The organism is Kluyvera chengduensis (assembly GCF_044197065.1).
GTDB lineage: Bacteria > Pseudomonadota > Gammaproteobacteria > Enterobacterales > Enterobacteriaceae > Kluyvera > Kluyvera ascorbata_C.
Window position 1 is genome coordinate 13,144 of sequence record NZ_JBIQOI010000004.1, and the last position, 16,816, is coordinate 29,959.

21 protein-coding genes are annotated in these 16,816 nt (G+C 55.7%); 11 read left to right on the forward strand and 10 right to left on the reverse strand.

Translation table 11 applies throughout. From position 1 onward, the window contains the following. Nucleotides 1-30: 30 nt before the first annotated feature. Nucleotides 31-594 (forward strand): YqgE/AlgH family protein, encoded by a 564-nt coding sequence (locus ACH1XZ_RS12645; RefSeq protein WP_333496526.1) that lies wholly within the window; start codon nt 31-33, stop codon nt 592-594. Next, nucleotides 594-1,013: a Holliday junction resolvase RuvX gene (gene ruvX / locus ACH1XZ_RS12650; protein WP_035892025.1), complete on the forward strand. Its 420-nt coding sequence runs from the start codon at nt 594-596 to the stop codon at nt 1,011-1,013. The genes ACH1XZ_RS12645 and ruvX overlap by 1 nt, the downstream gene beginning before the upstream one ends. A gap of 99 nt (nt 1,014-1,112) precedes the next feature. Here the strand turns inward: ruvX and ACH1XZ_RS12655 are convergent, their stop codons facing one another. Both ACH1XZ_RS12655 and ACH1XZ_RS12660 read right to left on the reverse strand, forming a co-directional pair. Continuing rightward, nucleotides 1,113-1,766 carry a LuxR C-terminal-related transcriptional regulator gene (locus ACH1XZ_RS12655; RefSeq protein WP_395595845.1) on the reverse strand — a complete coding sequence of 218 codons (654 nt, stop codon included), beginning with the start codon at nt 1,764-1,766 and terminating at the stop codon, nt 1,113-1,115. A gap of 523 nt (nt 1,767-2,289) precedes the next feature. Next, entirely contained in the window at nt 2,290-3,270 is a 981-nt protein-coding gene (locus ACH1XZ_RS12660; RefSeq protein ID WP_395595846.1) for a type IV pilus twitching motility protein PilT, read from the reverse strand. Between the two features lie 16 nt (nt 3,271-3,286). On the opposite strand from ACH1XZ_RS12660, the gene ACH1XZ_RS12665 reads away from it, so the two are divergent. From ACH1XZ_RS12665 to hemW, 5 genes are read left to right on the forward strand one after another with little or no spacing between them, the layout of a single operon-like run. Beyond that, a complete protein-coding gene (locus ACH1XZ_RS12665) occupies nt 3,287-3,991 on the forward strand; it encodes a YggS family pyridoxal phosphate-dependent enzyme (RefSeq protein WP_395595847.1) in 705 nt (234 codons plus the stop codon). An 18-nt stretch (nt 3,992-4,009) separates the two neighbouring features. Then, entirely contained in the window at nt 4,010-4,576 is a 567-nt protein-coding gene (locus tag ACH1XZ_RS12670; protein WP_395595848.1) for a YggT family protein, read from the forward strand. Next, entirely contained in the window at nt 4,573-4,863 is a 291-nt protein-coding gene (gene yggU / locus ACH1XZ_RS12675; RefSeq protein WP_395595849.1) for a DUF167 family protein YggU, read from the forward strand. Before ACH1XZ_RS12670 ends, yggU begins: the two co-directional genes overlap by 4 nt. 8 nt (nt 4,864-4,871) lie before the next feature. Continuing rightward, nucleotides 4,872-5,465 carry an XTP/dITP diphosphatase gene (locus tag ACH1XZ_RS12680; protein ID WP_395595850.1) on the forward strand — a complete coding sequence of 198 codons (594 nt, stop codon included), beginning with the start codon at nt 4,872-4,874 and terminating at the stop codon, nt 5,463-5,465. Continuing rightward, entirely contained in the window at nt 5,458-6,594 is a 1,137-nt protein-coding gene (gene hemW, locus ACH1XZ_RS12685) for a radical SAM family heme chaperone HemW (protein ID WP_395595851.1), read from the forward strand. The genes ACH1XZ_RS12680 and hemW overlap by 8 nt, the downstream gene beginning before the upstream one ends. Nucleotides 6,595-6,722: 128 nt before the next feature. On the opposite strand, the gene ACH1XZ_RS12690 is transcribed toward hemW, so the two are convergent. The 3 genes from ACH1XZ_RS12690 to trmB are packed head-to-tail and all read right to left on the reverse strand — an operon-like array spanning nt 6,723 to nt 8,542. After that, nucleotides 6,723-7,442 carry a YggN family protein gene (locus ACH1XZ_RS12690; RefSeq protein WP_395595852.1) on the reverse strand — a complete coding sequence of 240 codons (720 nt, stop codon included), beginning with the start codon at nt 7,440-7,442 and terminating at the stop codon, nt 6,723-6,725. A 52-nt stretch (nt 7,443-7,494) separates the two neighbouring features. Further along, nucleotides 7,495-7,821, reverse strand: a complete 327-nt coding sequence (locus tag ACH1XZ_RS12695; protein ID WP_395595853.1) for a YggL family protein — start codon at nt 7,819-7,821, stop codon at nt 7,495-7,497. A 1-nt stretch (nt 7,822) separates the two neighbouring features. After that, nucleotides 7,823-8,542 (reverse strand): tRNA (guanosine(46)-N7)-methyltransferase TrmB, encoded by a 720-nt coding sequence (gene trmB / locus ACH1XZ_RS12700; RefSeq protein WP_395595854.1) that lies wholly within the window; start codon nt 8,540-8,542, stop codon nt 7,823-7,825. A gap of 156 nt (nt 8,543-8,698) precedes the next feature. Here trmB and mutY point away from each other — a divergent pair, with 156 nt between their 5' ends. From mutY to ACH1XZ_RS12720, 4 genes are all read left to right on the forward strand, one after another. Next, nucleotides 8,699-9,751 carry an A/G-specific adenine glycosylase gene (gene mutY, locus ACH1XZ_RS12705; protein WP_395595855.1) on the forward strand — a complete coding sequence of 351 codons (1,053 nt, stop codon included), beginning with the start codon at nt 8,699-8,701 and terminating at the stop codon, nt 9,749-9,751. Between the two features lie 26 nt (nt 9,752-9,777). Next, nucleotides 9,778-10,053, forward strand: coding sequence for an oxidative damage protection protein (locus ACH1XZ_RS12710; protein ID WP_035892037.1), 276 nt, complete (start codon nt 9,778-9,780; stop codon nt 10,051-10,053). Nucleotides 10,054-10,100: 47 nt separating this feature from the next. After that, nucleotides 10,101-11,180 carry a membrane-bound lytic murein transglycosylase MltC gene (mltC, locus tag ACH1XZ_RS12715; protein WP_395595856.1) on the forward strand — a complete coding sequence of 360 codons (1,080 nt, stop codon included), beginning with the start codon at nt 10,101-10,103 and terminating at the stop codon, nt 11,178-11,180. Nucleotides 11,181-11,420: 240 nt separating this feature from the next. Next, nucleotides 11,421-12,677, forward strand: coding sequence for a nucleoside permease (locus tag ACH1XZ_RS12720; protein ID WP_395595857.1), 1,257 nt, complete (start codon nt 11,421-11,423; stop codon nt 12,675-12,677). 120 nt (nt 12,678-12,797) lie between these two features. Here the strand turns inward: ACH1XZ_RS12720 and citG are convergent, their stop codons facing one another. From citG to citD, 5 genes are read right to left on the reverse strand one after another with little or no spacing between them, the layout of a single operon-like run. Further along, a complete protein-coding gene (citG, locus tag ACH1XZ_RS12725; protein WP_395595858.1) occupies nt 12,798-13,598 on the reverse strand; it encodes a triphosphoribosyl-dephospho-CoA synthase CitG in 801 nt (266 codons plus the stop codon). Beyond that, nucleotides 13,576-14,115 carry a citrate lyase holo-[acyl-carrier protein] synthase gene (gene citX / locus ACH1XZ_RS12730; RefSeq protein ID WP_395595859.1) on the reverse strand — a complete coding sequence of 180 codons (540 nt, stop codon included), beginning with the start codon at nt 14,113-14,115 and terminating at the stop codon, nt 13,576-13,578. The genes citG and citX overlap by 23 nt, the downstream gene beginning before the upstream one ends. Nucleotides 14,116-14,119: 4 nt before the next feature. Then, nucleotides 14,120-15,637, reverse strand: coding sequence for a citrate lyase subunit alpha (gene citF / locus ACH1XZ_RS12735; protein WP_395595860.1), 1,518 nt, complete (start codon nt 15,635-15,637; stop codon nt 14,120-14,122). Nucleotides 15,638-15,647: 10 nt separating this feature from the next. After that, entirely contained in the window at nt 15,648-16,523 is an 876-nt protein-coding gene (gene citE, locus ACH1XZ_RS12740; RefSeq protein WP_035892044.1) for a citrate (pro-3S)-lyase subunit beta, read from the reverse strand. Further along, nucleotides 16,523-16,813, reverse strand: a complete 291-nt coding sequence (citD, locus tag ACH1XZ_RS12745) for a citrate lyase acyl carrier protein (protein ID WP_395595861.1) — start codon at nt 16,811-16,813, stop codon at nt 16,523-16,525. The genes citE and citD overlap by 1 nt, the downstream gene beginning before the upstream one ends. Nucleotides 16,814-16,816: the final 3 nt, after the last annotated feature.

The following is a 16,816-nucleotide window of genomic DNA, read 5'->3' on the forward strand; positions in this document are numbered from 1 at the left end:
CGTATTGAAACAGGACAAGAACCTCTGATAATGAATTTACAGCATCACTTCCTTATTGCTATGCCGTCCCTTCAGGATCCTATCTTCCGCCGTTCCGTGGTTTACATCTGCGAATACAACGACGATGGCGCGATGGGCATCATCATTAATAAGCCTCTGGAAAATTTGCAGATCGATGGCATCCTCGAGAAGCTGAAGATCACCGCTGAACCGCGCGATCCTGCCATTCGGCTGGATAAACCCGTCATGTTGGGTGGCCCGCTGGCGGAAGATCGTGGCTTTATTCTGCACACACCGCCGGCATCGTTCTCATCGAGTATCCGCATCTCTGACAACACCATTGTCACCACCTCACGCGATGTGCTGGAAACCCTCGGCACCGCGCGCCAGCCAAATGACGTGTTGGTCGCGCTGGGCTATGCCTCGTGGGAGAAAGGACAGCTGGAGCAAGAGATCCTCGATAACGCCTGGCTGACTGCGCCTGCGGATCTCAATATTCTGTTTAAAACGCCAATTGGCGAGCGCTGGAAAGAAGCCGCTAAGCTGATTGGTATCAACATACTGACCATGTCTGGCGCTGCGGGGCACGCATAATGAGTAGTGGAACACTGCTGGCTTTTGATTTCGGCACGCGCAGCATTGGCGTGGCCATTGGGCAACGCATTACCGGAACGGCACGCCCGCTGGCCGCGCTGAAAGCGCAGGACGGCACGCCGGACTGGAATCTGATTGCTCGCTTGCTCAAAGAGTGGCAGCCAGAGACGGTGATTGTCGGTTTACCGCTCAATATGGACGGCACCGAGCAACCGCTGACCGCCCGCGCGCGCAATTTTGCCAACAAGATCCATGGCCGCTTTGGCGTCGCAATTACGCTGCATGACGAGAGATTAAGCACCGTCGAGGCTCGTGCTGGGCTGTTTGAACACGGGGGATTTCGCGCGCTGGACAAAGGTAGCGTCGACTCAGCGTCTGCGGTGGTGATTCTGGAAAGTTATTTCGACCAGGGTTTCTAGGGCGGCAGCCCCCGGGAAATTAATTCCCGGGAACAGACCTGTTTTACGCGGCTGTGGCGAATACGCACAGCCCACGCTTTGACAATCTGAAATCAGAGATTAGTGGCGCAGATTTTCGTTCGCCCAGCTTACCGCCTGAGTTCTGTTTTTCACGCTGAGCTTGCGGAATACATTATACAGGTGGGTACGTACGGTATTTTCACTGATGAACAGTGCGCGAGCAATATCCATATTGGTCGCACCATGACGTAATTCATTCAGAATTTCGCATTCACGTTCAGTCAGAGGAACACTGTCATGGGATTCTTCTGTATGTTCAACTGCATACATCGCCGGGTGCATCACGCTCAATTCAGCCGTCTGCTCGCCGTTTAAGACCGCTTTGACGCCCTCAATTAAGCGCGATTCTTCGTCATCATGACGGAAAACGCCGTACAATGCTGGCCATTGAGCCATTTCGTATAATTCATACTTCTGCGCACTATTAATAATAAGCAGGCGTGGAGAATCGAACTGGGTACGAATAATATCGCGCCAGATACCGTTCAATTTCTTGTTAGATACCGCGATATCGAACAGCACCACAGTGCCTTTGTTCAGGCGCTGCATCAGTGGCTTGTTGATGTTGTGGACGTCTACAGAAACGGACAGTAATTCAGCAAGGTAGTTGGCAAATGCGTTTGCTTGTACTGACGGATGGGTGATTAGGATAATCTTGCGGGAATTAGATGCACTCTCTGTTACTTCAAACATTTTGAAACTCTCCATAGTCTATATCCACCATCATGGTGTTTTATAAGTCAAAGCAAAGGTAAACCTAATACCATTAATAATAAGGACACCTTAAGAAGTGAAATAATATTTCATAAGATTAGTCCTAATTACCCAAATAGAATAGAACGAAGAGCCAAGAAGTGTCAAAAGAATATCAACCTTTTTTTGTAAGCCTACGCAACATAATGTAATTGGGTCATTACAAATAACTCATCCTAAAGGATTAGCTACAACCATCATATTAGAATAAAAATAGTATGACGTTATAAAAATGTTTTGTTAACCATCACTCGTAAATTACAAAAGAATACATTCACGCAACAGTATAAATAATTATATTTACAAACCTGCTTTAAAACATAATGACTTAAGCGGTATTTTTCAAAAAATAAGAAATACATCACGTTATTAATGTATACATTGTGGTAGGCAAAAATGTTTCAGAATAAGCGTAGATTCATCTGCCCGAAGCTGGGATAAAAATTATACTCCCTTTGCACAGTTATAGCATCCCGGCTTTTACTCTCTGTTGATAGCTCTGGCTAAAAGTCTGCATTCCACTCTGTAACCCGGTTTGCATCACGCCAGCAAGCTGATGCGTCTTGCCTTCGCGAATCAGATTGCCGACGGCCGGCGTGTTAATCAGCATTTCAAACAGCGCGACCCGCCCTCCATGTTTATCCGGCTGCAGCTTTTGGGATAGCACCGCGCATAAACTGCTCGCCAGTTGATTACGCACCGGATCTTTTTCCTGCGCGGGAAACACGTCAATCAACCGTTCGATAGCCTGAGCAGCCCCTCGCGTATGCAGTGTGGCCAGCACCAGATGCCCGGTCTCGGCAGCCGTTAGCGCCAGCCTAATGGTGTCACTATCACGTAGCTCACCCAGTAGGATCACATCGGGGTCCTGGCGTAGCGCTGCCCGTAGCGCCTCGGAAAATGAGGAGGAGTGCAGCCCGACTTCCCGCTGATGAATCAAACAGCTTCCGCTTTCATGCAGAAACTCAACAGGATCTTCAAGCGTCACAATATGCCCGGCAAGCTGATGGTTGAGGTGATCAACCATCGCGGCGAGGGTGGTTGATTTACCGCTACCGGTGGACCCTGTCACCAGAATCAGCCCGCTCTCTTCCCGCAGTAATTCCGCCAGCGCTACCGGCGTGTGCAATTCATCAAGCCCCGGGCAGCGTGTTGATAACAGCCGCAGAACCAATGAAACTCCGCCGCTATGAGCAAAAGCGCTGGCCCTCATGCGCGGGCAGCCCGCAAGCGATAGCGCAAAATCAAGCTGATGGCGCTGCTGCCACTCGCGTTGCTGCGCTTCATTCAACCATGTTTCCAGCAGCATTTGCGGTTCAGGAGAGGAAAACGGCGCGGTTAACAGCTTACCAGCCTGCCGCCAGCGTGCCATCCCGCTGCTACATAGGTGTAGATCCGATACGTTATGCTTTACACTAAGCGACACCATTTCTTGTATATCCATAGACCCACCAGCACATATGAACGATATTGCGCATAACCTGGCACAGGTCAGGGAGAAAATCTCAGCGGCAGCAGCACGTTGCGGCCGGGATTCAGAAGAAGTTACGCTGCTTGCAGTGAGCAAAACCAAACCTGCGAGCGCGGTCGAAGAAGCCGTCGCCGCCGGGCAGCGTGCATTTGGCGAAAACTATGTTCAGGAAGGGGTGGAAAAGATCCTCCACTTTCGTGAAAAAGGCGTTACCTCACTGCAATGGCACTTTATCGGCCCGTTGCAGTCCAACAAAAGTCGTCTGGTTGCCGAGCATTTCGACTGGTGCCACACCGTCGATCGCCTCAAGATAGCCACACGTCTTAGCGAGCAACGCCCGCCAGAGATGCCACCGCTTAACGTGCTGATTCAAATCAACATCAGCGATGAGCAGAGCAAATCCGGCATTCCGTTGGACGCGCTGGATGCCCTGGCCGCCGACATTGCCGCGCTGCCAAACGTCCGCCTGCGCGGCCTGATGGCCATTCCGGCTCCGGAAACAGAGTACGAGCGGCAACTTGCCGTCGCTCAACAGATGGCAGCCGCTCTTGCGCGGCTGAAAGCAGACTACCCAAGCGTCGACACATTATCTCTGGGTATGTCTGACGATATGGAAGCCGCCATCGCGGCGGGTAGTACAATGGTACGCATCGGCACCGCCATTTTCGGTGCGCGTGATTACACAAAAAAATAAGGAACCTCAAGGAACGCCATGAAGACGTTGACCTTCCTGCTCTCGACAGTTATCGAACTGTACACAATGGTGCTACTGCTGCGCGTCTGGATGCAGTGGGCGCGCTGTGATTTTTACAACCCGTTCTCTCAGTTCGTGGTGAAGATAACTCAGCCTATCGTTGGCCCACTGCGCCGCATCATTCCGCCGATGGGGCCGCTGGACAGCTCGTCGCTGCTGCTGGCGTTTATCCTCTGCGTTATCAAAGCTATCGTGCTGTTTATGGTAGTGACCTTCCAGCCGATCATCTGGATCTCGGCGGTGCTGATCCTGCTGAAAACCATTGGTCTGCTGATCTTCTGGGTTCTGCTGCTGATGGCTATCATGAGCTGGGTCAGCCAGGGCCGTAGCCCGGTGGAGTTCGTGCTGATGCAGTTGGCCGACCCGCTGCTGCGCCCTATTCGCCGACTGCTGCCGTCCATGGGGGGCATCGATTTCTCCCCAATGATACTGGTGCTGCTGCTGTACGCGGCCAATATGGGCATCGCTGAAGTCCTGCAGGCGACCGGTAATATGCTGCTGCCAGGGCTGTGGATGGCGCTATGAGTGCCATCACACCCTGTGATGACGGGCTGGTACTGAGGCTGTATATTCAGCCAAAGGCCAGCCGTGACGCGATTGTCGGGGAACATGGCGACGAGTTAAAAGTCGCCATCACCGCCCCACCCGTTGATGGGCAGGCCAATGCCCATCTGGTGAAGTTTCTCGCCAAGCAGTTTAAGGTCGCCAAAAGCCAGGTCATCATTGAGAAAGGTGAACTGGGGCGGCATAAACAGGTTAAAATTATTCATCCGCAAAACATTCCTGCGGGCATCGCTGCCCTGACAAATTAGGATATCCCATGCAAAAAGTTGTCCTCGCTACCGGTAACGCCGGTAAAGTGCGCGAGCTTGCCTCGCTGCTCGCTGATTTTGGTCTTGATATCGTTGCCCAGACCGAGCTTGGCGTGGAATCCGCCGAGGAGACCGGGCTGACCTTTATTGAAAATGCAATCCTCAAAGCGCGCCATGCCGCGCAGGTGACGGGGTTACCGGCGATTGCCGATGACTCCGGCCTCGCCGTTGACGTGCTTGGCGGCGCGCCGGGTATCTATTCCGCCCGCTATTCCGGTGTGGATGCCAGCGACCAGCAAAACCTGGAAAAACTGCTGGAGACGCTGAAAGATGTACCGGACGACCAGCGTCAGGCGCAGTTCCATTGCGTACTGGTGTATATGCGCCACGCCGAAGATCCAACGCCGCTGGTGTGCCACGGTAGCTGGCCTGGCGTGATTACCCGCGCGCCAGCAGGTGAAGGCGGCTTTGGTTACGATCCTATCTTCTTCGTGCCGTCGGAAGGCAAAACCGCCGCCGAACTCACGCGCGAAGAGAAGATTGCTATCTCCCACCGCGGTCAGGCGCTGAAGCTGTTACTGGAAGCGATGCGTAATGGTTAATCTGCCCCCGCTGAGTCTCTACATTCATATCCCGTGGTGCGTGCAGAAATGCCCGTACTGCGACTTCAACTCGCACGCGCTCAAGGGTGAAGTGCCGCACGACGACTACGTCCAGCATCTGCTGAGCGATTTAGACGCCGATGCCGCCTGGGCACAGGGACGTGAAGTGAAGACTATCTTTATCGGTGGCGGTACGCCGAGCCTGCTTTCAGGCCCGGCAATGCAAACCCTGCTCGACGGCGTGCGTGCGCGCCTGAACCTGGCAAGCGACGCGGAAATCACCATGGAAGCCAACCCCGGCACCGTCGAAGCAGACCGCTTTGTGGAGTATCAGCGTGCGGGGGTGAACCGCATCTCCATCGGCGTGCAGAGCTTCAGCGACAGCAAGCTGCAGCGGCTGGGGCGTATTCACGGGCCGGAAGAGGCGAAGCGCGCCGCGCGTCTGGCAAGCGAGCTGGGGCTACGTAGCTTCAACCTCGATCTGATGCATGGGCTGCCGGATCAATCACTGGAAGAGGCGTTGAGCGACCTGCGTCAGGCGATTGAGCTTTCGCCGCCGCATCTCTCCTGGTATCAGCTGACCATTGAACCGAATACGCTGTTCGGCTCTCGCCCACCGGTTTTGCCGGACGACGATTCGCTGTGGGATATCTTCGAGCAGGGGCATCAACTTCTGACCGCCGCAGGCTATCAGCAGTATGAAACCTCGGCCTACGCCAAACCGGGCTACCAGTGTCAGCACAATCTCAACTACTGGCGCTTTGGTGACTATCTCGGTATCGGCTGCGGCGCGCACGGTAAGGTAACCTTCCCGGACGGGCGTATTCTGCGCACGGCGAAGACTCGCCACCCGCGCGGTTATATGGAAGGGCGTTACATGGAGCGTCAGCATGATGTCGAAAACGCGGATAAGCCGTTCGAGTTCTTCATGAACCGTTTTCGTCTGCTGGAGCCAGCGCCGCGCGCGGAGTTCAGCGCCTACACCGGTCTCGATGAAAGCGTGATTCGCCCGCAGCTTGATGAAGCGCTGGCGCAGAACTATCTGACGGAGTGCGAGGAGTACTGGCAGATTACCGAGCACGGTAAGCTGTTTTTGAACTCGCTGCTGGAGCTGTTTTTAAGCGAGTAATGGGTTTGCCCGGCGGCGCTTCGCTTGGCCGGGCTACGTTGTGACGGTAGGCCTGATAAGCGCAGCGCCATCAGGCAATTCGGTGCTAATTGCCGGATGGCGCTGCGCTTATCCGGCCTACCATGTCGTTATTTTAGCGTGCCCACCAGCGCCTTACGGCTCTCTTCCAGCGACACCACGCGGCCACACACGTCTTTACCGAAGGCCTGGAAATCCGCCTCCTGGTTTTTCCATTCGTTCTGAATAGCCGTTTGCAAACCGCCTAAACTCCCCAGCACGCCCTGAAGCGGATTACCGCCGCCTTTCAGCACGGCCTTGGCACCCATTTCGTTGATGCTGTCCTGGAGAATGCCGCCCATCGCCTGATTCACCAGTTGCTGACCATCGGCACGAACTTCATCGATAGCTTTATAGTGGAAAGTCAGGCCGTCGGTGCGGTGTTCAATAATGCGGTTCATTTGTTCTTTGAGCTGCGCGTCGAGCTTGGTCAGACGCCCGCGCATATTGCTGCTCTCGCCCACTTCTTTGGCGATAATTTTATCCAGCGCCACGCGGCCTTTTTCAACGCGGCTACGTGCGCCATCGTCAATCCACGGCAGCGCGCTGCGCAGTTCGCTCTGGTAGTCTTTCGCCTGCTCGCGCTGGGCGGCGCTCAGCGTGTAGACCTTACCGTTGTAGGTCACATCGCCGGTTGGGGTAATCACCAGGTTGCCGTTTTCGCCTTTTACCTGCACGGTTTTCGGGCTCAGCACGATGTCATCGCGGGGGGTTACGCTGCACTGGTAGTCAGCATGGGCGGACATCGCCGTGAAGGTTAAAACTGCCGTCAGCAGCGTTTTGCGCATCATCACTTTCCCTTAATACAAATCGGGCCAGCGAATGCTGACCCTATATGCTTTATTAGTCCCACCAAACGTCGAAAAGTTCGCTGGTACGGACCTCTTCGTACTTGCGATCTTCCAGCCACTTACGGACCAGAGCCTGGTGTTCTTCGGTGCATTTACCGATTTCCTGGGTGCAAATCAGACCTTCCCAAGCCAGATAGCCGCTGCCGTCAAAGGCCAGTTTGTTCGGCTCGATCACTTCATCGATAAACTGGTCGACTTCCTGATCGATCTGCTCTGCGCTGGTGCCTTCCGGGAAACGCCATGCCACGGAGAAGCCAATTTCCTGAAACTCATCGATGTGCATTTTTTTACGCAAACGACGGCTACGATTCTTTGCCATTTTATTTCACCCTCTCGAACATTAAGTCCCATACGCCGTGGCCAAGACGATGGCCACGCTGTTCAAATTTGGTTACCGGGCGTGATTCCGGACGCGGTACATAGTCTTTACTTTCAGACAGGTTCTGGTATCCGTCAATGGAGGACATCACTTCCAGCATGTGTTCTGCATAGGCTTCCCAGTCGGTTGCCATGTGGAACACACCGCCCAGCTTCAGTTTGCTTTTTACCAGCTCGGCAAAAGGTACCTGAACGATACGGCGTTTATTATGACGCGCTTTATGCCATGGGTCAGGGAAAAAGAGCTGCACCATGTTCAGGGAGTTGTCCGGGATCATCTTGTGCAGCACTTCGACCGCATCGTGACACATCACGCGCAGGTTATCGACGCCCTCTTCGTGAGCGGATGCCAGGCATGCGCCTACGCCCGGTGAGTGTACTTCAATACCGAGGAAGTTCTGATCCGGGCGCGCTTTGGCCATTGCCACCAGCGAAGCCCCCATCCCAAAACCAATCTCCAGCGTGATTGGCGCTTCACGGCCAAACAGGGCGGCGAAGTCGACAGGCTCTTCGCTGAATTCAACGCCCATCACCGGCCAGTAGTTTTCCAGCGCGTGTTCCTGCCCTTTGGTCAGTCGCCCCTGGCGACGAACAAAACTACGAATGCGGCGCAGTGGGCGGCCGTTTTCATCAAAATCCGGTGAAATGACGTCGTTCTTCATAAAAATTAAGTCTGCTTGTGAGAGTGTTCGGGAAACGGGCATTATCCAAAGTTAGTTGCCGGATGCAAGCACCGGAAAGTTCCTGTTTACAGCATAGTACCGCTGTGCTGCAATCTGGCCCCCTGATAGTACAATACTGGAAGCACTGCTTTGACCATGCAAGCGTCTCAATTTTCAGCCCAGGTGCTGGACTGGTACGACAAATACGGGCGTAAAACCCTGCCCTGGCAAATTGAAAAGACGCCTTACAAAGTATGGCTGTCAGAGGTAATGCTGCAACAAACGCAGGTTACCACCGTCATTCCTTACTTTGAACGGTTTATGGCACGTTTTCCCACCGTGACCGATCTCGCCAACGCGCCGCTCGACGATGTGCTGCACCTGTGGACCGGGCTCGGCTACTACGCCCGCGCGCGTAATCTGCACAAAGCCGCGCAGCAGGTCGCTACGCTTCATCAGGGACGCTTCCCGGAAACCTTCGAAGAAGTGGCCGCGCTGCCGGGCGTTGGGCGCTCCACCGCGGGGGCAATTTTGTCGCTGTCGCTCGGCAAACACTTCCCGATTCTCGACGGCAACGTCAAGCGCGTGCTGGCGCGCTGCTACGCCGTGGGCGGCTGGCCGGGTAAAAAAGAGGTGGAGAAAAAGCTGTGGGATATCAGCGAACAGGTCACCCCCGCCGTTGGCGTATCGCGCTTTAATCAGGCGATGATGGATCTCGGCGCGCTGGTCTGTACCCGCTCGAAGCCGAAGTGTTCGCTCTGCCCGCTGGAGAACGGCTGTCTCGCTACCGCGAATAGCAGCTGGGCGCAATATCCGGGCAAAAAACCAAAGCAGACCATCCCGGAACGTACCGGCTATTTCCTGATGATGCAAAACGACCGCGACGTCTTTCTGCAGCAGCGTCCACCCAGCGGGCTGTGGGGCGGTCTATACTGTTTCCCGCAGTTTGAAACCGAAGAGGCGCTGCGAGACTGGCTGGAAGCACGGCATATCCCTGCCGATACGCTGACCCAGCTTACCGCGTTCCGCCACACTTTCAGCCATTTCCATCTGGACATTGTGCCAATGTGGCTTACTGTGTCCTCATTCACGTCATGCATGGATGAAGGCAGCGCTCTCTGGTATAACTTAGCGCAGCCGCCCGTCGTTGGGCTGGCCGCACCGGTTGAGCGCCTGTTGCAGCAGTTACGCGCCGATTCACTCGTTTAGCGAGCGGCGACATAAGAGGATTGATTATGAGCAGAACCATTTTTTGTACTTTCCTGCAGCGCGATGCCGAAGGACAGGATTTCCAGCTCTATCCCGGCGATCTGGGAAAGCGTATCTATAACGAGATCTCTAAAGAGGCCTGGAAGCAGTGGCAGCAGAAGCAGACCATGCTCATCAATGAAAAGAAACTGAACATGATGAACCTGGAGCACCGTAAGCTGCTGGAAGAGGAAATGATCAATTTCCTGTTTGAGGGCAAAGATGTGCACATTGAAGGCTACACGCCGCCTGAAAAACAGTAGGGGCCCGACGGCCCTTCAAGACAACCACAACACGCGCTCCCGGAATAATGAAAAAATTACTCGCTCTGGCACTGATAGCGCCGCTGCTGGTCTCCTGTTCCTCGAATAAGAAAGGCGATACCTATAACGAGGCGTGGGTAAAAGACACCAACGGTTTTGACATTCTGATGGGGCAGTTCGCCCATAACATTGAAAACATCTGGGGTTTTAACGAAGTTCTGATCGCAGGTCCAAAAGACTACGTTAAATATTCCGACGGCTATCAAACCCGTAGCCACATCAACTTCGACGACGGTACCATCACCGTTGAAACCATCGCGGGTACCGATCCCGCCGCGCGTCTGCGTCAGGCCATCGTCACCACACTGTTAATGGGCGATGACCCCGGCTCGGTCGACCTTTACTCCGACGCCGACGATATTCAGATTTCCAAAGAGCCGTTCCTCTACGGCCAGGTGGTCGATAACACCGGCGAAGCCATTCGCTGGCAGTGGCGCGCCGAGCGCTTTGCCGACTACCTGCTGCAAACGCGAATGAAAAAACGCACCAGCGGCCTACACATTATCTACAGCGTGACCATTAATCTGGTGCCAAACCACCTGGATAAGCGTGCGCATAAATATCTGGGCATGGTGCGTCAGGCGTCGCGTAAATACGGCGTCGACGAGTCGCTGATTCTGGCGATTATGCAGACCGAATCCTCCTTCAACCCGTATGCGGTCAGTCGTTCCGACGCGATGGGACTGATGCAGGTGGTGCAGCATACCGCCGGGAAAGACGTATTCCGTTCGCAGGGGAAATCCGGCACGCCAAGCCGTAGCTATCTGTTCGACCCGGCCAGCAACATCGACACCGGTACCGCCTATCTGGCGATGCTGAGCAATGTCTATCTGGGCGGTATCGATAACCCAACGTCACGTCGCTATGCGGTGATCACCGCCTATAACGGCGGCGCGGGCAGCGTACTGCGCGTCTTCTCCAACGATAAAGTTCAGGCGGCGAATATTATCAACAGCATGGCGCCGGGCGACGTTTACCAGACCCTGACCACCCGCCATCCGTCTGCGGAATCACGTCGCTATCTGTACAAGGTGAATACCGCGCAGAAGAGCTATCGTCGCAAGTAATAATTGTCACACGTTCAAGCGCTCTCATCCTGAATCCATCAGGGTGAGAGCGACGCGCCACCGACCCTCTCTGTAAAAATGTTACTTTTGTCACTAAATCGTTTTGCAAAGTAAAAATAATTGCAAAATTTTGCGGCGCTTAACAATGTCCCATCACCAGCATTGATAGAATCAGCGCAAATAACGCCTCTGAATGTTATCCAAGCAACACACCACGCCAAATTTTGTGAGGAAAGTAACATGAATTTAAAGCTGCAGCTTAAGATACTGTCGTTCCTGCAGTTCTGTCTTTGGGGGAGCTGGCTCACCACGCTCGGCTCATACATGTTTGTCACGCTGAAATTCGACGGCGCAGCTATTGGCGCTGTTTATAGTTCCCTCGGTATCGCCGCCGTGTTTATGCCTACGCTGCTCGGCATCGTGGCGGATAAGTGGATCAGCGCCAAATGGGTTTACGCTTTCTGTCACCTGGTCGGGGCCGGTACGCTGTTTATGGCGGCCGAAGTCACCACGCCGGGGGCGATGTTCTTCGTTATCCTGCTCAACTCACTGGCCTATATGCCAACGCTGGGCCTGATTAACACCATCTCTTACTACCGCCTGAAAACGGCCGGTATGGATATCGTTAACGATTTCCCACCGATTCGTATCTGGGGCACCATCGGCTTTATTCTGGCGATGTGGGCAGTGAGCTTCTCAGGCTTCGAGTTGAGCCATATGCAGCTGTATATCGGTGCCGCGCTGTCGGTTGTGCTGGTGCTGTTTACCCTGACCCTGCCGCATATTCCGGTTTCTAACCAGCAGCAAAAACAGAGCTGGACCAGCATGCTGGGACTCGATGCGTTCGCGCTGTTTAAAAACAAGCGCATGGCGATTTTCTTTATCTTCTCCATGATGCTAGGCGCAGAGCTGCAAATCACCAATATGTTCGGCAACACCTTCCTGCACAGCTTCGATAAAGACCCGCTGTTTGCTACCAGCTTTATCGTGCAGCACGCGTCGGTGATGATGTCGATTTCGCAGATTTCCGAAACCCTGTTCATCCTGACCATTCCGTTCTTCTTAAGCCGTTACGGCATCAAGAACGTGATGCTGATTAGTATCTTCGCATGGATGCTGCGCTTCGGCCTGTTCGCCTACGGCGACCCAACGCCGTTCGGCACCGTGCTGCTGGTACTGTCGATGATTGTTTACGGCTGCGCCTTCGACTTCTTCAACATCTCCGGTTCGGTGTTCGTGGAGAAAGAGGTTCGCCCGGAAATCCGCGCCAGTGCGCAGGGTATGTTCCTGATGATGACCAACGGCTTCGGCTGTATCCTCGGCGGTATGGCGAGCGGTAAGGTGGTTGAGATGTACACCGTAGAGGGCATCACCGACTGGCAGAGCGTATGGCTGATTTTCGCCGGCTACTCTCTGGTTCTGGCGGTGGCGTTTGTTGGGCTGTTTAAATACAAACATGAACGTACGCCTGCCGGTGTACAGACGGTTGCCCACTAACGTAGTAACGTAGCCCGGCCGAGCAAAGCGACGCCGGGTTCAAAATGGTAGGCCGGATAAGGCTTCGCCTCCATCCGGCAACCTGCACCATTCTGCCTGATGGCGCTGCGCTTATCAGGCCTACATCCTTGATAGCACCCATCCTACTGACAGTAAATCGGCGCTGCCGCCGGGACTTAAATTCCGCGTAATCAGCGCGTTATCCATTGCTAACAGCGCGCCTTCATCCCAACCGTTCTCCAGTAAGTTCTGGGCATAATCCTGCACGTAACGCAGGCCGTTCATCCCGCCGCGCGAGACCAGATTACTATCCGGGTTCACCGCCATTAAACGCAGCAGCAGCGCGTGCAGATGGCGGCGATTCCAGCCCACCAGCGCCTTGCGAACCGTGGCGAATCCGCTCTCCGCTTCCCCGCGCGCGCCGGTCAGGCCAAACTGATGGAACTGACGTTCGCCCGCGGTCGCCTGCGATGAGCGAGCGGCCAGCTCTCGCTCAACCAGCCCACGGCAGATATCACTCACTTCACTGCACAGCCGCTGCGGGTTGACCTCACCCAATCGGCCCGCGGCAAAGCAAAGTAGCCCCAGCGCGAAAATACCGCCCTTATGGGTGTTCACGCCGCCGGTTGCCGCGTACATGGCCTGCTCACAGGCGATGCCCATCGGACGAATCCTTCGCAGTTGCTCGCTGGCAGGAAGATGCGCGTGCTTATCGCCCAGCTCGGCAAACCGAGGGAACCATGGAGAAATGGCGGCAATGCTGCGAACAAACAGCGCGTGGTCCATATCCCGGTGCGCGCCGTTGTTGTATTTATCCACCAGCCCCGGCTTTGGCGTCAGCTCAAGCTCCTGCCACAGTGCCTCTTCCGCCAGCGCCGCGATGCCCGTGGCGTTGGATTTAGTCGCGAATAAACCAGTCATCAATCATCTTCTCCACGCAGCCAACCACCTGCTCAAGCGGATGCTTACGCGAGCGAGAGCAGGCATGCGCCGGTTCATCGCAAATCAGGCAGCGTCGCATATGACTCCCCAACGATAAACGCCCCACGTGCCCGGCCCGTGGGCAGATAACGTCGAGATCCCACAGCCGCCCTAGCGGATGGCTCTGTTCCAGCGCCGCACAGTGGGCTTTGATTTCCGGCGCCTGATGCGCCACGCACCACATGGCTTCCGGCCCGGTAGGCAGCCAGAAGACCTGGCGATCCAATACCTGCCAGCCGTTTTGCCAGAGCAGTTGATCGCACATCTGCAGCGCCACGCCCATGGTATTGCGATAGCGCAGACTGTTTTTAACCGCCCCCGGCGTCACCAGCGTGAGTGAGATAATCGGTTGTTGATAATGCGTTAGCCAGTCAGCCTGACGCGCCGCGCGGCTCTCTTTCGCCGCCAGCAGCGCCTCCAGGCTGACACCCGTCTGCACGGGTGTCGCGGTGGTCATGATGTTACTCCTTCACCTGACGTACGGTGTCAATCACGCTACCGTCGCGATAGCGGATTACCCCAACAATTTTATCGGTAAATTCAATCGGCTTCGGCAGGCCGGTCAGTGAGACCGCGCGGTCGTAGAGGGTTTCGATATCCACCACCTTCAGCCCAGCCGCTACCAGCCGTTCACGGATCTCCGGACGCGCTGGATTCACCGCAATGCCGTGGTCGGTAACCAGCACATCAATGCTCTCCCCCGGCGTCAGGCGCGTGGTCACCCGCTTCACCACCGTCGGAATACGGCTACGCAGCAGCGGGGCCACCACGATGGTCAGATTCGCCGCCGCAGCAACGTCACAGTGCCCGCCGGACGCGCCGCGCATCACACCGTCAGAACCGGTGATCACGTTAACGTTGAAGTCGATGTCAATCTCCAGCGCGCTGAGGATAACCACATCAAGCTGGTCACAGCAGGCCGCTTTGCTGCCGGGGTTGGCGTAAACGTTAGTCGAGATCTCCACGTGGTTCGGGTTACGCGCCAGTGAAGCCGCCGCCTGGCCGTCAAAGCATTGGGTATCGAGCAGCTTTTCGATCAGCCCTTTTTCATGCAGATCCACCAGGCTGCCGGTAATACCGCCGAGCGCAAAGCGGGCGGTGACGCCGCTGCGCTCCATTTTCTCTTCCATAAAGCGGGTACAGGCGGTTGCCGCCGCGCCGGAGCCGGTCTGCATAGAGAAGCCCGGTTTGAAGTAGCCGGAGTGTTCAATCACCTCTGCTGCATCGCGGGCAATTTTCAGCTCACGCGGGTTACTGGTGACGCGTGCTGCGCCAACGCTGATTTTCGCCGGGTCGCCGACGCTCTCAACCTGCACAATATAATCGACCTGATCCTGCACCAGGCTGGCGGGCATATTGGGGAACGGCACCAACTCTTCGGTCAGCAGCACCACCTTGCGGGCAAAGTGCGCATCGACCATGGCGTAGCCCAGCGAACCGCAGCAGGACTTGCCGTGCGTGCCGTTGGCGTTGCCAAACTCGTCGCTGCACGGTACGCCGAGAAACGCGACGTCTATCTGCAACTCACCGTCCTGCAACAACTTCACGCGGCCGCCGTGTGAGTGGATTTGTACCGGCTCCTCCATTAACCCGTGGGAGATGGCATCCGCCAGCTTGCCGCGCATACCGGAGGTGTAGATGCGGGTAATCACGCCGCTTTCGATATGCTCAATCAGCGCATCGTTGCAGGTCATCAGCGAGCTTGAGGCCAGCGTCAGGTTCTTAAAGCCCATCTGCGCAAGCTTCGCCACCACGTTGTTGATGACCCGGTCGCCCTCACGGAACGCGTGATGGAACGAAATGGTCATGCCGTCTTTAAGGCCGCAGCGCGCCACCGCCTGCTCGACCGAGTCGCACAGCTTGCGGTGATGTTTGGCCTCGATATCGCCCAGCCACGGCGTAGTACTGTGTGCCGTATCAAAAGGTTGAAGCGCCCGCAGATGGGGGAAATTTTCGTGAAGAAGTTCTGTCTGATTCATTGTTTTATCCTTAACGACGCACGCCGGAAGCCGCCGCGCGTTCCAGCACCCGCTGCGCGTGGTCAATAATCGGCGCATCCACCATTTTGCCGTTGAGCGACACGACGCCCAGCCCGTTACGCTCGCCCTCTTCCGCGGCTTCAATCACTCGCTGCGCATGGTCAACTTCCTGCTGCGTTGGCGCGTAGGCGTTGTGTAAGAGGTCAATCTGTCGTGGGTTAATCAGTGATTTGCCGTTAAAGCCCATCTTGCGGATCAGCTCAACTTCCCGCAGGAACCCGGCTTCATCGTTAACGTCTGACCACACCACGTCGAAGGCATCAATATGCGCGGCGCGCGCGGCGTGCAGCACGGCACAGCGGGCGTAGAACAGTTCGGTGCCGTCGCCGCGTTCGGTCTGCATGTCCATCACGTAGTCAAAGGCCGCCAGCGCAATGCCGATAAGCCGCGGGGAGCTGCGGGCAATCGCCACGGCGTTAATCACGCCAATCGCCGATTCAATGGCCGCCATCACCCGGGTGGAGCCCACTTCGCGCCCGCACTCACGTTCAATGCGCTCAAGGTGGCCTTCCAGCTCGAAAATATCGTCCGGGGTATCGGTTTTCGGCAGGCGAATCACGTCAACGCCGCCACGAACCGCCGCTTCCAAATCCAGCAGACCAAACGGCGTGCTGAGCGGGTTGATGCGCACAACGGTTTCAATGTCCTGGTACATCGGATGCTGCAAGGCATGGAAGACCAGCAGGCGCGCGGTGTCTTTTTCACGCAGCGCCACCGCGTCTTCGAGGTCGAACATGATGGAGTCGGGACGATAGATAAACGCGGTAGAGAGCATGGCGGCATTGGCGCCCGGCAGGAACAACATACTGCGGCGAAGTTTACTCATCACAGTTTCTCCCAGGCAATCTGCTGCGCGTCCGTTGCGCGCAGTACCGCGCTTTGCAGACGGGCGCGGATAACACAGTCCAGCGCACCTTTGTCTTCGACGATAACCAGCCCCTGCTGCACGCCCATCGTGCGCAGGGTCTCGGCTACGACCTGGCGAATCTGCTCGCCAAACTGCTTCATCACTTCACTGTGGATGACAATCTCCAGCTCGCCGTCGGCGGGGGCGATTTTCACCATCAGGTCGCTGGACTCCTGCGTTCCGGCCAGCGCCTCCCTTACGATTTTCATGAT

What these genes read in the sequence shown, in the direction of transcription:
- ACH1XZ_RS12645 (WP_333496526.1), top strand. Translation starts at nt 31, where the DNA reads ATGAATTTACAGCATCACTTCCTTATTGCTATGCCGTCCCTTCAGGAT.
- ruvX (WP_035892025.1), top strand. Translation starts at nt 594, where the DNA reads ATGAGTAGTGGAACACTGCTGGCTTTTGATTTCGGCACGCGCAGCATT.
- ACH1XZ_RS12655 (WP_395595845.1), bottom strand. Translation starts at nt 1,766, where the DNA reads ATGTTTGAAGTAACAGAGAGTGCATCTAATTCCCGCAAGATTATCCTA.
- ACH1XZ_RS12660 (WP_395595846.1), bottom strand. Translation starts at nt 3,270, where the DNA reads ATGGATATACAAGAAATGGTGTCGCTTAGTGTAAAGCATAACGTATCG.
- ACH1XZ_RS12665 (WP_395595847.1), top strand. Translation starts at nt 3,287, where the DNA reads ATGAACGATATTGCGCATAACCTGGCACAGGTCAGGGAGAAAATCTCA.
- ACH1XZ_RS12670 (WP_395595848.1), top strand. Translation starts at nt 4,010, where the DNA reads ATGAAGACGTTGACCTTCCTGCTCTCGACAGTTATCGAACTGTACACA.
- yggU (WP_395595849.1), top strand. Translation starts at nt 4,573, where the DNA reads ATGAGTGCCATCACACCCTGTGATGACGGGCTGGTACTGAGGCTGTAT.
- ACH1XZ_RS12680 (WP_395595850.1), top strand. Translation starts at nt 4,872, where the DNA reads ATGCAAAAAGTTGTCCTCGCTACCGGTAACGCCGGTAAAGTGCGCGAG.
- hemW (WP_395595851.1), top strand. Translation starts at nt 5,458, where the DNA reads ATGGTTAATCTGCCCCCGCTGAGTCTCTACATTCATATCCCGTGGTGC.
- ACH1XZ_RS12690 (WP_395595852.1), bottom strand. Translation starts at nt 7,442, where the DNA reads ATGATGCGCAAAACGCTGCTGACGGCAGTTTTAACCTTCACGGCGATG.
- ACH1XZ_RS12695 (WP_395595853.1), bottom strand. Translation starts at nt 7,821, where the DNA reads ATGGCAAAGAATCGTAGCCGTCGTTTGCGTAAAAAAATGCACATCGAT.
- trmB (WP_395595854.1), bottom strand. Translation starts at nt 8,542, where the DNA reads ATGAAGAACGACGTCATTTCACCGGATTTTGATGAAAACGGCCGCCCA.
- mutY (WP_395595855.1), top strand. Translation starts at nt 8,699, where the DNA reads ATGCAAGCGTCTCAATTTTCAGCCCAGGTGCTGGACTGGTACGACAAA.
- ACH1XZ_RS12710 (WP_035892037.1), top strand. Translation starts at nt 9,778, where the DNA reads ATGAGCAGAACCATTTTTTGTACTTTCCTGCAGCGCGATGCCGAAGGA.
- mltC (WP_395595856.1), top strand. Translation starts at nt 10,101, where the DNA reads ATGAAAAAATTACTCGCTCTGGCACTGATAGCGCCGCTGCTGGTCTCC.
- ACH1XZ_RS12720 (WP_395595857.1), top strand. Translation starts at nt 11,421, where the DNA reads ATGAATTTAAAGCTGCAGCTTAAGATACTGTCGTTCCTGCAGTTCTGT.
- citG (WP_395595858.1), bottom strand. Translation starts at nt 13,598, where the DNA reads ATGACTGGTTTATTCGCGACTAAATCCAACGCCACGGGCATCGCGGCG.
- citX (WP_395595859.1), bottom strand. Translation starts at nt 14,115, where the DNA reads ATGACCACCGCGACACCCGTGCAGACGGGTGTCAGCCTGGAGGCGCTG.
- citF (WP_395595860.1), bottom strand. Translation starts at nt 15,637, where the DNA reads ATGAATCAGACAGAACTTCTTCACGAAAATTTCCCCCATCTGCGGGCG.
- citE (WP_035892044.1), bottom strand. Translation starts at nt 16,523, where the DNA reads ATGAGTAAACTTCGCCGCAGTATGTTGTTCCTGCCGGGCGCCAATGCC.
- citD (WP_395595861.1), bottom strand. Translation starts at nt 16,813, where the DNA reads ATGAAAATCGTAAGGGAGGCGCTGGCCGGAACGCAGGAGTCCAGCGAC.